The organism is Clostridium sulfidigenes, assembly GCF_000732635.1.
In the GTDB taxonomy this organism is placed as follows: domain Bacteria; phylum Bacillota; class Clostridia; order Clostridiales; family Clostridiaceae; genus Clostridium_J; species Clostridium_J sulfidigenes.
In genome coordinates, this window is record NZ_JPMD01000001.1 from 111,838 (window position 1) to 126,759 (window position 14,922).

18 protein-coding genes are annotated in these 14,922 nt (G+C 28.9%); all 18 read left to right on the plus strand.

Translation table 11 applies throughout. From position 1 onward, the window contains the following. The first annotated feature begins 1 nt into the window (after position 1). Positions 2 to 667, plus strand: coding sequence for a LysM peptidoglycan-binding domain-containing protein (locus IO99_RS00625; protein ID WP_035129044.1), 666 nt, complete (start codon positions 2 to 4; stop codon positions 665 to 667). 16 nt (positions 668 to 683) lie between these two features. Continuing rightward, entirely contained in the window at positions 684 to 1,652 is a 969-nt protein-coding gene (locus IO99_RS00630; RefSeq protein WP_035129047.1) for an XkdQ/YqbQ family protein, read from the plus strand. Beyond that, positions 1,649 to 1,903 carry a DUF2577 family protein gene (locus tag IO99_RS00635; RefSeq protein WP_035129049.1) on the plus strand — a complete coding sequence of 85 codons (255 nt, stop codon included), beginning with the start codon at positions 1,649 to 1,651 and terminating at the stop codon, positions 1,901 to 1,903. The genes IO99_RS00630 and IO99_RS00635 overlap by 4 nt, the downstream gene beginning before the upstream one ends. Positions 1,904 to 1,914: 11 nt before the next feature. After that, positions 1,915 to 2,322: a DUF2634 domain-containing protein gene (locus IO99_RS00640; RefSeq protein ID WP_035129052.1), complete on the plus strand. Its 408-nt coding sequence runs from the start codon at positions 1,915 to 1,917 to the stop codon at positions 2,320 to 2,322. Next, the gene (locus IO99_RS00645) at positions 2,322 to 3,389 is read left to right on the plus strand and encodes a baseplate J/gp47 family protein (RefSeq protein WP_035129055.1); all 1,068 of its coding nucleotides are present in this window, start codon (positions 2,322 to 2,324) and stop codon (positions 3,387 to 3,389) included. The genes IO99_RS00640 and IO99_RS00645 overlap by 1 nt, the downstream gene beginning before the upstream one ends. A 1-nt stretch (position 3,390) precedes the next feature. Next, the gene (locus tag IO99_RS00650; RefSeq protein WP_035129058.1) at positions 3,391 to 3,981 is read left to right on the plus strand and encodes a hypothetical protein; all 591 of its coding nucleotides are present in this window, start codon (positions 3,391 to 3,393) and stop codon (positions 3,979 to 3,981) included. Between the two features lie 12 nt (positions 3,982 to 3,993). Further along, complete coding sequence (locus IO99_RS00655; RefSeq protein ID WP_035129061.1) at positions 3,994 to 6,426, plus strand: Kelch repeat-containing protein; 2,433 nt, start codon at positions 3,994 to 3,996, stop codon at positions 6,424 to 6,426. 20 nt (positions 6,427 to 6,446) lie between these two features. Beyond that, complete coding sequence (locus IO99_RS00660; protein ID WP_035129064.1) at positions 6,447 to 6,668, plus strand: hypothetical protein; 222 nt, start codon at positions 6,447 to 6,449, stop codon at positions 6,666 to 6,668. Positions 6,669 to 6,671: 3 nt separating this feature from the next. After that, positions 6,672 to 6,818, plus strand: coding sequence for a hypothetical protein (locus IO99_RS18900; RefSeq protein ID WP_156964256.1), 147 nt, complete (start codon positions 6,672 to 6,674; stop codon positions 6,816 to 6,818). A gap of 371 nt (positions 6,819 to 7,189) precedes the next feature. Then, positions 7,190 to 7,372: a hemolysin XhlA family protein gene (locus IO99_RS00665; RefSeq protein WP_035129067.1), complete on the plus strand. Its 183-nt coding sequence runs from the start codon at positions 7,190 to 7,192 to the stop codon at positions 7,370 to 7,372. 13 nt (positions 7,373 to 7,385) lie between these two features. Then, the gene (locus tag IO99_RS00670) at positions 7,386 to 7,637 is read left to right on the plus strand and encodes a phage holin family protein (RefSeq protein ID WP_035129069.1); all 252 of its coding nucleotides are present in this window, start codon (positions 7,386 to 7,388) and stop codon (positions 7,635 to 7,637) included. 51 nt (positions 7,638 to 7,688) lie between these two features. Beyond that, positions 7,689 to 8,552: a peptidoglycan recognition protein family protein gene (locus IO99_RS18590; protein WP_084178014.1), complete on the plus strand. Its 864-nt coding sequence runs from the start codon at positions 7,689 to 7,691 to the stop codon at positions 8,550 to 8,552. Between the two features lie 496 nt (positions 8,553 to 9,048). Continuing rightward, positions 9,049 to 9,642 (plus strand): hypothetical protein, encoded by a 594-nt coding sequence (locus IO99_RS00680; protein ID WP_035129072.1) that lies wholly within the window; start codon positions 9,049 to 9,051, stop codon positions 9,640 to 9,642. 13 nt (positions 9,643 to 9,655) lie between these two features. Continuing rightward, on the plus strand, positions 9,656 to 9,832 hold the full coding sequence (locus IO99_RS18905) for a hypothetical protein (RefSeq protein ID WP_156964257.1): 177 nt from the start codon (positions 9,656 to 9,658) through the stop codon (positions 9,830 to 9,832). After that, positions 9,829 to 10,491, plus strand: coding sequence for a PIN domain-containing protein (locus tag IO99_RS00685; protein WP_035129075.1), 663 nt, complete (start codon positions 9,829 to 9,831; stop codon positions 10,489 to 10,491). Before IO99_RS18905 ends, IO99_RS00685 begins: the two co-directional genes overlap by 4 nt. Positions 10,492 to 11,017: 526 nt before the next feature. After that, entirely contained in the window at positions 11,018 to 11,365 is a 348-nt protein-coding gene (locus tag IO99_RS00690) for a hypothetical protein (RefSeq protein ID WP_035129078.1), read from the plus strand. Between the two features lie 1,381 nt (positions 11,366 to 12,746). Next, the gene (locus IO99_RS00695; RefSeq protein WP_278245212.1) at positions 12,747 to 13,376 is read left to right on the plus strand and encodes a sugar transferase; all 630 of its coding nucleotides are present in this window, start codon (positions 12,747 to 12,749) and stop codon (positions 13,374 to 13,376) included. Positions 13,377 to 13,784: 408 nt separating this feature from the next. Next, on the plus strand, positions 13,785 to 14,909 hold the full coding sequence (locus IO99_RS00700; RefSeq protein ID WP_035129081.1) for a DegT/DnrJ/EryC1/StrS family aminotransferase: 1,125 nt from the start codon (positions 13,785 to 13,787) through the stop codon (positions 14,907 to 14,909). Positions 14,910 to 14,922: the final 13 nt, after the last annotated feature.

Sequence of the window (14,922 nt, forward strand, 5' to 3'; positions counted from 1 at the left end):
TATGAGTTACGCAATATTCTTTAGAGATGAAGAAGAGAAAGTGACTATTAGGCTACCGACGAATCCGGAAGAGATAAGCAAAAGTATAGAATGTGAGAGTGAAGAATATGAAGTTCTTAAACTTGGTAAAATATCAGTTCCAGGAGTTAAAGGATTGATGGAGGTAAAGTTTGAAGCACAATTTCCTCATAGAGCTTCAACTCTTGTAGAGACTAAAAATAAGTTTAAAGGTCCTGATTATTATATAAGTAAATTTAATAGTTGGATGAAAAATAAGAAGACTGTACGCTTTATATGTACTAATGGTATCACTAGAGATTTATCTATATTAGTGACTATAACAAGTTTAGAAATAAAAGAAACTGCAGGAGAAGAGGGAGACTATTATACTAGTTTCTCTCTTAAAGAGTATGTTCCTTATTCTCTTAAGGAACTTAAAACAAACCCATCTATAGCATATAAACCACCAACTCCAACAAGAAAGGCTTCACCCCCTAAACCAGCTAATAAAATGTACACTATAGTCAGAGGAGATTGCTTATGGAATATAGCTAAGAAATACCTAGGTAATGGGGCTAGATGGACAGAAATATACAAAATTAATAGACCACCATTAGGTAATAATCCTAATTTAATTTATCCAGGACAAAGAATAAAAATACCATAAAAGGAGGGAGCAATAAATGGCTAAAAATAAAGAATATGAGTTTATAATACAAGATAGCAAAACACAGAAAATTTATGACTTATCTGAGATTGTTGTTGATGATATAAACTGGGATTCAGAAGTTCAAAATGGTGCCTCAAAGCTTACTTTCTCCTATAAAGATGGGTATATATTTCCTAATGGTTCTGTAGTTAGATTTAAGTATATGGGTGCTAATATATTCTATGGTTTTGTATTTAAGATAAGCAATGAGGGTGGTTTAAAAGAAGTTACAGCTTATGACTCTCTTAGATATTTTAAATATAAAGATACTAAGGTGCTTAAAGGTCATTCTACGGATAAACTCGTAAGAGAAATAATAGCGGAAAGACCTAATATGAGAGTAGGTAATATAAGAACTACTAAGTATACTCTACCTAATAAAATAGAGGATAATAAAACATATTTAGATATGATATATGACAGTATAGCGGATACATTGCTAGCAACAGGAAGAAAGTATATTTTGTATGATAAGTTCGGATTTATTGAACTCGTTGAAGCAGGCGAACTTAAATTACCTATAGTATTAGGTGATAAGAGTTATGCATTAGGTTATAGTTATGAGATTAGTATAGATGGAGAAACCTACAATAAAATTAAACTAGCCAAGGACAATAAAGAAACTGGTACTAGAGAGAGTTATATAGTCCAAGATAGCAAAAGTATGGCGCAATGGGGAACATTACAGTTTTATGATAAAGTTGATGAAAATCTTAATCCGGCTCAAATAAAAGAAAAAGCTGAGAAGTTACTTAAGTACTATAATAAGGAAGAAAAAACATTCAGTATACCAGCTTTGGGTGATACAAGAGTTAGAGGTGGTTCAGGAATATATATAGATATATCTGAACTAAAACTTAAACAATGGGCTATGGTTAAGAAGGTATCACATAAATTTAATAAGGGTCATCACCATACAATGGATTTGGAGTTGATAATATGATGACAGATGCAATAAAAGTAATAGTATCTAATTACTTAAACTATGCAAATCTTTCTGACGTAGTTTTTGGTACAGTGATTAATGCTAATCCAGTCAAAATAAAATTAGATAGTAATTCAAAATTGCAAATAGAAGAACCATTTCTGGTTATAACTAATAGGTTTAAAAAAGAACCTTTAAAAGTTAGTGAAAAAGTAGCGCTCATTAAAGCTCATGGAGGGCAAAAGTTTGTGATTTTAGATAAATTATAGAGGAGGTAAACATGATACCTAATGATAACTTTAATAATGTTATAGATAATCTTCCTCAACAAACAAATAATTATGGTAATAAAACATATAGGATTGATACTAATAAAAAATGTATTGATGGGTATATAGAAGATATAGAGGCACTTAAACAAACTATTGATTGTATTCTTGATACTGAAAGGTACGAGTATCTTATTTATAGTTATGATCATGGTGTTGAGCTTCAAGACTTGATTGGACAAGACCCTCTATATGTAAAAGCAGATATTCACAGAATAGTGGAAGAGGCACTTTTACAAGATGATAGGATAATATCTGTAAATATTGTAAAAATAACTTCTTCAGGAGAGAATCTTTATTATACTGGAAAAGTTGAAAGTATTTATGGAGATATAGAGATTAGAAAGGAGGTAGGTTAATGGTTGATTTGCAAAGTGATAAATATACTTACGAATTTATACTAGCTGATATGTTGGAACAAATTCCTTCTTATATAGATAAAAGAGAAGGATCTATAATTTATAATGCATTAGCCCCAGCTGCTTTAAAATTAGCTGAGGCTTATTTTATTATGCAGAGTGAAAGAGATTTATATTTTTTAGACACAACAGAAGGTGAGTATTTAACTAAAAAATGTAGTGAATATGGAATAACTAGAAGGTTGGCTACTCATGCAACAAGAAAAGGAACCTTTAAGGATAACAATTCCTCGCTTGTAGATGTGCCTATAGGAGCGAGATTTAGAATAGAAGATACAACTTATCTGGTTAGGGAAAGAATAAGCGAGGGAGTATTTCAGTTGCAATGTGAACAGCCTGGAGTTATAGGCAATAATTATACAGGAACTTTACTACCCTTAGATAATAATTCAAATATAGCAGCAGCAACTTTAGATGACATACTTATATACGGGGAAGATATAGAAAGTGATGATGCTTTAAGAATGAGAACTAAAGATAGCATAGTAAATCAATCTTCTGATGGTAATATAAATCAATATTTAAAATGGGCTAATGATTTTGATGGAATAGGAATACCTAAGGTATTTCCACTTGCACTTGGCCCTAATACTGTTAAAGTGAGTATAACTAATTCAAATAATCAAGTAGCCTCTACTGAATTAATCAAATCTTTCCAGGATTATATAGATCCAGGGTCAACAGGACTTGGTAATGGTAAAGCTCCAATAGGCGCTAAAGTAACTGTAACAACAGGAAATGTAAAGACTATTGATATTAGTGGAAATATATCTTTAAACAATGGATTTTCACAAGTTGTAGGAGCAGAAGAGGCGATAACTAATTATTTATCAGGTTTAACATATAGAGCTAATAAAGTTAGTTATATAGGACTTGCTAGTGTGATTTTAGGATTAGAGAGTGTATCTGATGTAAGTAATATACTTATAAATGGAGCTATTGAAGATATATCTCTGTTAGAAGAGGATATACCAACACTAGGAGCTTTAAGTTTGGTGGTGGTCTAAAATGTTTTATGAAGTTAATATTAAAGATTATATACCATCCTATCTAAAAGATATAAGAGAATTTGAGCTTATATCTCAGGTGGAATCTACTAAGATTAATGAACTAACCAATGATATGAAGAAAAACTTAGATAACTCTTGTATAGTTTCTATGGATGAAGAAAGTATAATCAGAACAGAAATATTTCTTAATATACAACCAGAAGGTAATTTAGAACAAAGAAGACAATATTTATTAGCACTAGGCAGAAAAAGAGATAAACTTAATGAAGTCACTATAAAGTCTATGGTTATGGCAATAATGAATGTGGATAGTACGGTTAAGTTTTATACTGGTTCAGAGGAGAATTCTCCAGAGCATGGACAAGGTGTAATTCAAATTATGGTTTTCCCTAGTTCTAATCAGGAGGAGTTTAGATTTGAGGATATTGAAAGGGCATTAAAACCTTTAATACCTGGACATATTAAACTTAATGTTACTAGATACTACTCTAGTTGGAGAGATGTAATGAATAACTTTACAAACTGGAGAAATATAAAAGATACTATGAAAAATTGGAGAGAGCTATATTACTATATGCCTCAAAATTAAAGGAGTGATGTTATGCAAGAAACTACTAATTATAGATTTAAAAAGATAGGTTTAGATGACTCTCCTCCGGATATAACTGCTACTAATCCTAATTGGGACGAGGCTGATAAGATATTAAAAGAGCATGAGGAAGGTATAAAAAAAGTCAGCAATATACCTACTGACATAGAAGGTATAAAAGGAAGACTAGATGCAGTTGATAGAGAAATACCTCTAAAACTAAATAAAAATGCACTAGAGCCGATAACAACAGGAGGAACAGCTAGTGCTTATACTATAACTGTAGAAGATCCTAATCTTTTTGAATATACAATAGTGCCTCATGTAGATAATGTAGATAATGCTACTATTTCCTTTAATGGAGGTACTGCTATTCCATTAAAGGAGGATGAAAATCCTATAAATGAAGGTACTTTAAGAGCTAATATTCCAGTAAAAATAGTGAGGGTAGGTAATGGTGTTTTTATAGTAAATAAACGTGGCGGAGGTATTACAAAATGTCCAGAATTAATTAGAACTGAACCTTATGCTATTACAGACCTCCCTCCAGCAACATTTATTAGCACTAGTGGAGGAAGATTAATTTATAATAAAGGATATTTATATTTATTTAGTGGTTATAAACTTTTTAGATTAGATTTAAAAGGTGAAAATTGGGAGGAATTAGCTGAGATACCGATTAACTTTTCTCAGGGTTCGTTAGTGGTTATAAATGATAAAATATACCTTATAGGAACTTCTGCGGCGGGGTTTAGTAAAAAAGTATATATATATGATATAGCTACAAATAGCTATATTCAAGGTGAAGATATTCCGACAAGTGCTTCTTCACTAACTGGTGCAGTAGCTATAGTAGTTGAGGGCTACATTCATATATTTTACAATACGCTTCATTGGAGGTATGACCCAACTAATAATACCTATGTTGAATTAGCTAAAGCTGTGTATAGTTATTCTTTTACCCCAATTGTTGAATTTCAAAATAAGATATATTCTTTTAGTTCAACTAATGATATCGTTTATTATGATGTTGCTACCGATACTTATACAGTTACAGGAACAAAGACTATAAATCCACATACTTATGGTGGAGCTACTAAATTTGGTTCATATGTTTATATCTTAGGAGGCGGTGTTGATTTTAACATTAACTATAAGACAAAAGTAGATAGATACAATTTTATTACTAATACCTGTGAGGAAGTAGATGGAATGGTTTCGAATGATGGTGGAGCCAGTTATACAGCGGATAATGAAAATATTTATTATGGGTGTACTGGTTATAATTATATAATAGCTTATAAACCTAAAAAAGAGGTATGGTACATACCCCAAAATATAACTATTTATCCACCAGAAACATATATACAACCTATTTCAGGTGAAATAAATAGGGTAAACACCCCATTGAAAACGTCAAAGGAAGGAGAATTTTCTCTAATACCTGGTCAAATATGGACTATGCAAAATAATGATAAAGTAGTAAAAACTAATATTTTCGTTGACTCTAGATTGGAGAGAATACAACATGAAAACTTACCTTATTACTTTTATTTAGGTACAGGAATCCTTGTGAAAGATGATATTTATATATTTGGGGGTGCTTTAGATTATAATGATGATACCCATAAATTTAAAGCCCTTAAATATAACATTCCAACGGATAAATTAACTGAAATAGCTGACTCCCCTTTACCTTGCTATATGACTAGTTTAGCTTTTGTAGAGTCTAATAAAATACATTTAATAGGGTCATATGCTAATGTTAGCACATTTGGTAAGTCCCACTGGGTATATGATATTGAAAAAAACATCTACACTCAGTTAGCAAATTTCCCGGAGGAAAAATACGGTTCAGGCTTAGGGTATTATAAAGGCATACTTCATATTTACAGTGGTGCCCCTAACCAAAATAATTATTGGAAGTATGACGTAACTAATCAAACTTACACCCTTTTTAAAAGTTTAGGTATAAATGGAATTACCATTCTTAATAATAAAACTACATGTGTAGGTGATGTTATGTATGTGACACACGTAGAATTAAATAAAATATATAAATTATTTCTTAGGACATCTAGGCAAGTACAATTAGGTTCACTCGATGCTTCTTACCAAGGAGAGAAGGGTCAATCTTGTATATGCAATGGTAACTTGTTTTGCATAGGTGGCTCATACCCCTCTTTCATAGGAGAATACCACTTGGAAGGACTTGGTTCATCCAAATATGCCTCAACTGGATTATCACCAGATGAATTATTGGGTTGTATTGCTATAGGTAGTAAATCAAGAATGTATTTATTTGGTGGAAAAGGTCGTTCTTACGATAATAAATTTATTGAAAGAAGACTAAGGACAGAGAAAATGTGGGTAAATGGTAGGTGTGAGTATCTAGGTAGAGTAATTGAAGGTAATGGTCTAGTTAATATAGACTATCTAAGATAAATAAAGAAAGGATGATATTAATGTATACTTATGAAATTAAAGAAAATGGATATGTAATTTTAAAAAATGGGAGGGCTTATATAGTACAGGAGGAACCATTCATACCAAATCCATCTTTAACTTACGAGGAGAATGCAAAAGCACAAATATTAGGTCTTGAAGCACCGGTTAAAGAGGAAGAAGATTTAAAAACAAGAATGGCTAATATGGAAATAGCAATGGCTAATATGATGGGGGTGTAGAATATGCCAAGTTGGAAAAAAAGTATATTTATAAATGCAATTAAAGCAAGAATGGAATTAGAGAGTAGAACTGAAGAGGATATAATACAGGAGTATACTAAGCTTACAGAAGAAGAAAAAACAGAGATATTAACTGATATAAACAAGTAGAGCCATAAGGCTTTTTTATTTTGGACAAATTACCAATAGAATTATATTACGAAGTAACATAAAGGCATTAGATTAATTTCTAGTGTCTTTTATTTTTCGAAAAATAATGTATGAAACTAAAGCTTGTCTGCTTTTAATGGATTATTTTTCTATACATTAAATTAACCATGAAGTGAATACTATGGATAGATGATTATTTACAAAATCATAATCTTATCTTATTTCTAGTATGCTAAAAATATTAAATAAATATACACTTATTTTAATATTTTTTAATTATTTTTTTAAAAGTTTAGTTCCTGTACTTATTATGGCATTTAAAATGATTTTTATACTTTTATTTAATATTTTTATTTTGAAGGAGGTGCAATATGGCTGATGAAAATACACAAGAGATAAAAGAAAGATTAGTAAGGATAGAAACCCTATTAGAAGTTAATAACAAAGATTTGTATAACAGAGTTAAAAAATTAGAAGATAGTCAGACATGGTTATGGAGAACTGTAGTAGGTGCACTTATTGGTGGAGCTATAGCTATTATATTTAAAATATGAAGGAGAGATAATTATGGAAATTATTAATTACATTACAGAAAATGCTTTAATTTTAATACCAGTACTATTAATAATTGGAGCTATACTTAAAGACACTGAAAGAGTAAAAGATAAGTATATTCCAGTAATTTTATTACCTATAGGTATTATATTAAGTCTCTTGGTAATGAAAGGTTTTAGTGCAGATAGTGTTGTTCAAGGAATACTTGTAACTGGAGCTGCAGTATATGGAAACCAATTAATTAAGCAAATATCTAAAGAGTAGTTTACAGAGTGAGAGCAATCTCACTCTTTTATATTTAAGGAGGAATGAATTATGAAATCAATAATAAGAAAGATATCTAAGTATAACTTTTCTAGTAGAAGTGGTCAGAAAATAAAATATATTGTAATGCACTTTACAGGAAATAAAACCGACACTGCTTTAAATAATGCTAATTATTTTGGCGGAGGGAATAGAAATGCTTCAGCGCATTATTTTGTGGATAGTAGTAACATAGTGCAAGTAGTAGAAGAAATTAACTCTAGTTGGCATTGTGGAGATGGTAATGGCAAGTATGGAATAACCAATCAAAACTCTATAGGAATTGAGATGTGTGGAACTAATGATGATATATCAAGTTCTACAGAGTCTAATACAGTAGAGTTAGTTAAACAGTTAATGAATAAATATGACATACCTAGTGATAGAGTAGTAAGACATTATGATGCAAGTAGAAAGGTGTGTCCTTATCCATGGAGTAAGAATAATTGGAGTATGTGGAATGACTTTAAAAAGAAACTAGCTGATAATAAGCCAAATAAACCTATTTCCAAAGAACTATATAGGGTTAGAAAGTCATGGAAAGATGCAGATAGTCAGAAAGGTGCTTATAGTGATTTGGCTAATGCTAAGGCTGAATGTGATAAGTTTAAAGGCTACTATGTATTTAATAATAAAGGTGAAAAACTATATCCAAAAGAGGAGGAATATGATATGAAAAAAATAGTAACTTATTTAGGGGATGCAGATTTATTTGCTGCAGTCATGGTGGCTCAAAAATTATCTTGCCCATTAATGCGAGTTAATGATTTTAAAGCATCTGGATTAAAAGCAGAACAAGTAATTCAAATAGGTGGAAAGGCTAATGATACTAACAGATTTTCTACTATGAAAAATGCAGCCAATAAGTATTTATAGGAGATTTAAAGGGTAGTGAGGTTTATAATGAAATACTCCTCTTATTCTGAGTAGTTAATTAATGCAATTTCAAGACTTAATCAGTAAAAGCAAAAGTTGATAGTTTATATATGCTTTAAAAATAAGAAATATATACAAATACGGTATTTAATGAGCATATGGCATAGCATAGATCTAAGGTGGACAAATAATACTATATTGGCGAGGTAGAGTATTGTATGGCATGGGAAAGGGTTCTAGGATAAGCTTAAATGAGAGTACACCAGTAAAATACAGAAGTGACTAATATATTACATTTTAAAATAATATAATAATAATTAATTGAAAATTAGATATAAAAAAGGAAATATGAAAAATTTGTAGAATATATTTTAAAGATTACTATTAGGCGTAATATAATTATATATTAATGTAATGATTAAAAATGTATATTATTGATTATTCTTAACATAATGATAAAATGTAATTATAAAATTCTATTTTATGGGGGTATAAAATGAATCAATTAAAAATAAATCAAATTAGTATTGTTACTTTTCCTAATGTGGGTGAATTGAATGAAAAAAAATTTAGAAAAATAGTAGAGCATTTATCAGAGTTTATAATAGGTTCAAATGGCAACACTATATCGTTTAATTTCAGAGTTGGTGAAAATGCTTACATTAACGTGACTAAAGATTCAATACAATATCAAATTATAGGAGAAGGTATAGAAAAAGAAAATATAGAAAAAGAAAGTATAGAATTAATGTTAACAAAGGTATATGATAGTTTAATGGTTGAAGAACTAAATTTTAGTGTTATTGATGTACAGGCATTAGCACCATCAAACAATTCTCTTGAAGAATCATTGAAGACTTTAAATTTACAATTTGAAGTTCCTAAAGGAACTTTAAAAGGCATTGGGTATAGATTTTTGATAGAAGGGGATAATTATAATGATGATCTAAAAAAGGAGCCATTTTTAAGTGATCCAAGATTCACTTATTATCAACTTACTAGAAATTTTAATAAAAATAAAATTAACTTGAAAACTGTAATTAATGATCTATATGATACATATAATACTATAGGAGAATATTTTAAATAAGATAGGTGAGAATATGAGTTCAAAATTAGATGAATTGAGAAATAAGGCGTTAAATAAACCTTTTTATCAATCAGATAAAGATGAAAAAATCAAGTATTTTAAAACTAACATATTTGATTATGATGATAGAAATATACCATATAAATATAGAGAAGATGTTTTAAGGGCTATGAGGGGTGAAAGTTTTTGAATAACTCATCGATATTTTTGACTGGTGGAAAAGGAAGAGACAAAATAAATGAGTTCCCAGAATTTGTTTATTTTGATACGAGTTACTGGAATCAAGCTATAGGAATTTCTAATTCTACATATAGAAGAGAATGTGTAAATTTTATAGAGGAATGTTTAAATAATAAATCTATAATATGTACTTCAAATTTAGTATTAGGTGAAATGGATCATGTAGTAGGAAATGCGTTTACTATGAATTATGCTAAAAATAATAATTTTAGCATACCTAAATTTAGTAATGGGAAATATAATATGAAAGCTTTGCATCAAAATATTATTGATTCAGATAGAGAATTTACACGTAAATATGAAGAACAATTATCATGTGTAAGAGACACAATTAAAAAAGTTTCAGTGAATTTAGATTATCTAGCAAATGAAGAGTTTAATGACTTAGCATTTAAAATTAGAAAGTCAACAAATTTTATATTAGGTGATAAAGATTCACAGCACGCTGCTATATGCTATAAAAATGAAATAAATAATATAGCAACAGTAGATGGAGATTTTTGGAGTTTAGATAATTTTAATGTATTTACTGTTCCTAATAATGATTTTAAGATTAAATCTATTGATAGAGCTAATGTTTATTTGAAATTTGATAAAAATAAGTATTAATAAAAACATAAATGAATAGTAAATGGAGGTTATTATTATTCTTAAGAATCAAATTAATTAAAAATTGTGCAGTAATTTTAAAATACATTGATATAATTTTATTGAAACTAATATATCATATGAATATAAATGTTGATTTTAAAGCTAAATGAAATTACGTTGGAATATTATATTTCGACGGTCGAGATTATATTTAAAAAAAGTGTTTAATCATGGCTTAATAAGTTAGCAGAGGAGAAGTAAACTTCTCGCAAGTGCTCCAGGAGGCATTGAAGAAGATACTAGATATTTAAATAATTAAAATATTAAAAGGTAGAAAGCAATATAATATTACTTTCTACCTTATTTTTCTTTTGTATAATCACATGGTTTAAGATGTATTTAGATTATAGACACTTAGTCTTCAATATATACATTGAGTGTAAAGATATAAATTGTATAGGTTGAAAATATATTTATACTTAATTGTATTGAATTGGGCTATATGTTAATATATTATTGAATTTAAGTTTAAGGGGTTGATGTTATGGGGGCAAAGAATAAAGTAATTTCAGGAGATTATTTAAATAAACCAGTTGTATCAGTTAGTGGAAAAGCCTTGATAGGTGTAGGAATGTTTAAACAATTAGAATTAAATAAGACTAATGTTATGGATTATGAAGTAGTAGACCAAGAAAGCAGAAAAAGTGCAGCTAGTGCAGTTGGAAGAGGTTTAGCTGGAAGTTTACTACTTGGACCAGTAGGAGCTCTTGCTGGGTTATCAGCTAAGAGTAAAGGCATACATATAATAGCTATCCAATTTAAAGATGGGAAGAAGAGTTTAATAGAAGTTGATGATAAGAAATATAAAGCAATTATGAAAAGTTTATTTTAATATAATTAAGACTAGGTTAATTCCTAGTCTTAATTACCTTATAAATAATGGTAAGTTATTTATAAAGTGCTATATTAAGCTTATATAGAATGTCAGAATAGAATAAAGACATTCCAAAGACATTCTGAGCATAAAAATACTTATAAAAACATATAACAATTAATGCATATCTAAATATAAAAGAATCCTTGTAATATCAAGGGTACAATACACTTATTTATATTTATATTTACATATAAATAAGTGTGTAAACAAACACAGAACTCGGCTTATAGGTTTACTCGACCCATTAAAAACACTAAGGTATGAACTTAGTGTTTTTTTAGCAATTTTGAATAAATCATAAACAGAGTTCTTTGCTTCAGAGGGAGTTTACTTCCACTGAAGGTTACTAACAGAATTCTTAGTATCAATTTATTAGATACTTAAAATCCGTTGTCCTTTAGGGGAAATCGTTATCCAGGGACGTAGCAGCTCTTTACTCCAACTTTGGAGAAGGTGGGGGTATTAGAGCTGGTAGTCATCGGATGAATAAGTAAAGTTTAAAAATCTTATTCTTTCAATAGGAAAGAATAAGATTTTTATTTTTCAGCAGAAGCGAGTAATTAATCTTATGGAAGTAAAAATATATTTCTTATAAAATGAAACTTAATATAAAATAAAATGTATCATACAATACAAATAATCAATGGAAATCTTTGAAATAGATACAAAAGTGTAGAAATATATAGATAAATAAGGTTATTTTACTTAAATAGCCTTAAATGAGGTTAAATGAATTTTAATAATTATAAATTATGTTATATTATACTAATATAAAGAATATTTAGTGAATTGCATGAAAGTGAAACAATTAACTTCAATTTTGGTTTCAAATTAGTTACCTAGTTATAATACTTTCATAAAATAACATTTGTGAGAATAGCAATAGTATCTGTATGTTTATTATTATTAATAAATAAAAAACCCTAAAATATAAAAAACAATAAGCATATCGTACAGGCACTAAATATAACCCTCATTGTGTTTGTATATATAATAAAAAGACTAGGATTTCCCCCAATCCTAGTCTTTTGCTTTACAAATAATTAATTATAACTAGAAAATAATGGAACGAAAACCTTTTAAAGCTACACAGTAAATACAATATGAGGTAATATATGGATGATATTATTAGGTATAAGGCTAAAATCTATGGTAAAATGATAGATATTGTGATATAATTTTTGAGTAATGATAGAAATAAAATTTTGTTAATAATGTGATTAAAATATTAAGTATAACAAAAATATAGGATTTAAAAATAAGACAGGCTTATTGGTAGTTATTCATGGGAAAAATGGATAGTAATAGTTTTATATCTTTGATTGGAGGAAATAAAGTGAAGAGGGCGTTTGATTTAGTGGTGAGTATTATAGCCTTAATACTATTGTCACCTGTAATTCTAGTTATTTCTATACTAATTAAATTAGACAATCATGGTTCTATAATATTTAAACAATATAGAGTGGGAAAAGATAATAAAGAATTTATAATTTATAAGTTTAGATCAATGGTAGAAGATGCACCAGAGGTAGCAACAACAGCTTTAGAAAATCCTGATGAATATATAACTTCTATAGGAAAATTTTTACGAAAGACTAGTTTGGATGAATTGCCACAGCTACTTAATATTATAAAAGGTGATATGAGTTTAGTTGGTCCAAGACCTGTAATTAATGATATTAATAAAAGTGAAAAAAAATTGCTTGTATTAAGAACTAAATATGGTATTCATAAATTAACACCGGGACTTACGGGATGGGCTCAAATTAATGGTAGAGATAGTATATCCATATATAAGAAAATCAATTTAGAAATTGAGTATATGGAAAGACAAAGCTTTATATTTGACCTGAAAATACTTTTTATTACATTTTTTAAGGTTTTTAAGCAAGAAGACATAGTTAATGGAAAAGAGAATGTGGTACAAGTAAATTATCACACCTTTGAATCAAAAGATGTTATGTAATCATTAAAGAGATTTTATAGTTTAAAATATAATATAATGTTTTAATGCAAATTGTTCACCAGGTTTATTTTAAAGATATTTTTAGAAAAAATAATTTTAAAGTGAATTTGGTGTTATATTTTTATCTTTATATGCATAAAAAGTATTAAGTTTTCTTATACTTACTAACCTTATGTTAGTAAATGGTTTTAACACAAGAAAATTCAATAATCTACTTATGTATCTTAAAATAATTAAGAAATATATCATAATCTTAAAGAAAAAAACTGATAATATATTAATAGATGATATAATACCTAATTTGTGGTATATTTGTTAAGTATGAATTTTTATTAAACATAAGAAAAAATATTTTATTTTTTTGCAAGTTGGTGTACAATTTGTATATGTAAATTAGGAGGGATTTTTTTGAAAATCAATTTTTATGAATCACAAAGAGAATATAAAGAAAAAAAGCATGAATTTGATGGAGCTATAAAAAATATAATAGATAGTGGAGCTTTTATATTAGGAAATGAAGTTAAAACCTTTGAGGAAGAAATAAAAGATTTTACTGGGGCTAAACATGCCATAGGAGTGGCATCAGGAACAGATGCTTTAGTTATTGCATCAGATATCCTTGGTTTTAGTGATAATAAGGAAATAGTGACTACACCTTTTACTTTTTTAGCTTCTACATCTTGTCTTGCAAAGCACGGTGGAAAACCTGTTTTTGTTGATATAGATGAAGAGTCTTGTGGTATGGATGTAGATCAATTAGAGGCTGCTATTAATGATAATACTGTAGGAGTGCTTCCAATACATTTATTCAATCAAATGTGTGATATGGATAAAATAATGGAAATTGCTAAGAAACATGATTTAAAGGTGTTAGAAGATGCAGCTGAAGCCTTTGGAATGAGATGGCAGATGCAGGGTGAAGAGAGATATAGACATGCAGGAACCATTGGAGATATGGGTGTGTTTTCATTTTTCCCTACTAAAACCTTAGGTGGGTATGGTGACGGTGGAATGATAGTTACTAATAGTGATGAGTTAGCCGATATGTGCCGTATGTTTAGAGTTCATGGAGCATCAAAGAAATATCACTATGACTATATAGGCTATAACTCAAGATTAGATGCTATGCAAGCAGCTGTGTTAAGGGTTAAACTTAAATATATAAACAATGCCATTGAAAATAGAGGAAGAGTTGCTAAGCTCTACACTGAAGGATTAAAAAATGTGGAAGGTGTAAAAGTTCAAGGTATTAAGTCTGCAAATCAAAAAAATGTTTATTATGTATTTAATATCTTTGCCGAAAACAGAGATGGCCTTGCAGAGTTTTTAAAATCTAAGGGTGTGGCAACTAGTATATACTATCCAAAGCCACTGCACCTACAAAAGTGTTTTGAATACCTAGGATACAAAGAAGGTCAGTTCCCAGTTACTGAAAAGATGTGTAAGCAAATTCTTGCATTACCTATATATCCAGAGCTTACTAATGAAGAAGTTGAATATATATGTGACTGCATAAAAGAATTTTATAATTAATAAAAGCTTTGTT

What these genes read in the sequence shown, in the direction of transcription:
- IO99_RS00625 (WP_035129044.1), top strand. Translation starts at nt 2, where the DNA reads ATGAGTTACGCAATATTCTTTAGAGATGAAGAAGAGAAAGTGACTATT.
- IO99_RS00630 (WP_035129047.1), top strand. Translation starts at nt 684, where the DNA reads ATGGCTAAAAATAAAGAATATGAGTTTATAATACAAGATAGCAAAACA.
- IO99_RS00635 (WP_035129049.1), top strand. Translation starts at nt 1,649, where the DNA reads ATGATGACAGATGCAATAAAAGTAATAGTATCTAATTACTTAAACTAT.
- IO99_RS00640 (WP_035129052.1), top strand. Translation starts at nt 1,915, where the DNA reads ATGATACCTAATGATAACTTTAATAATGTTATAGATAATCTTCCTCAA.
- IO99_RS00645 (WP_035129055.1), top strand. Translation starts at nt 2,322, where the DNA reads ATGGTTGATTTGCAAAGTGATAAATATACTTACGAATTTATACTAGCT.
- IO99_RS00650 (WP_035129058.1), top strand. Translation starts at nt 3,391, where the DNA reads ATGTTTTATGAAGTTAATATTAAAGATTATATACCATCCTATCTAAAA.
- IO99_RS00655 (WP_035129061.1), top strand. Translation starts at nt 3,994, where the DNA reads ATGCAAGAAACTACTAATTATAGATTTAAAAAGATAGGTTTAGATGAC.
- IO99_RS00660 (WP_035129064.1), top strand. Translation starts at nt 6,447, where the DNA reads ATGTATACTTATGAAATTAAAGAAAATGGATATGTAATTTTAAAAAAT.
- IO99_RS18900 (WP_156964256.1), top strand. Translation starts at nt 6,672, where the DNA reads ATGCCAAGTTGGAAAAAAAGTATATTTATAAATGCAATTAAAGCAAGA.
- IO99_RS00665 (WP_035129067.1), top strand. Translation starts at nt 7,190, where the DNA reads ATGGCTGATGAAAATACACAAGAGATAAAAGAAAGATTAGTAAGGATA.
- IO99_RS00670 (WP_035129069.1), top strand. Translation starts at nt 7,386, where the DNA reads ATGGAAATTATTAATTACATTACAGAAAATGCTTTAATTTTAATACCA.
- IO99_RS18590 (WP_084178014.1), top strand. Translation starts at nt 7,689, where the DNA reads ATGAAATCAATAATAAGAAAGATATCTAAGTATAACTTTTCTAGTAGA.
- IO99_RS00680 (WP_035129072.1), top strand. Translation starts at nt 9,049, where the DNA reads ATGAATCAATTAAAAATAAATCAAATTAGTATTGTTACTTTTCCTAAT.
- IO99_RS18905 (WP_156964257.1), top strand. Translation starts at nt 9,656, where the DNA reads ATGAGTTCAAAATTAGATGAATTGAGAAATAAGGCGTTAAATAAACCT.
- IO99_RS00690 (WP_035129078.1), top strand. Translation starts at nt 11,018, where the DNA reads ATGGGGGCAAAGAATAAAGTAATTTCAGGAGATTATTTAAATAAACCA.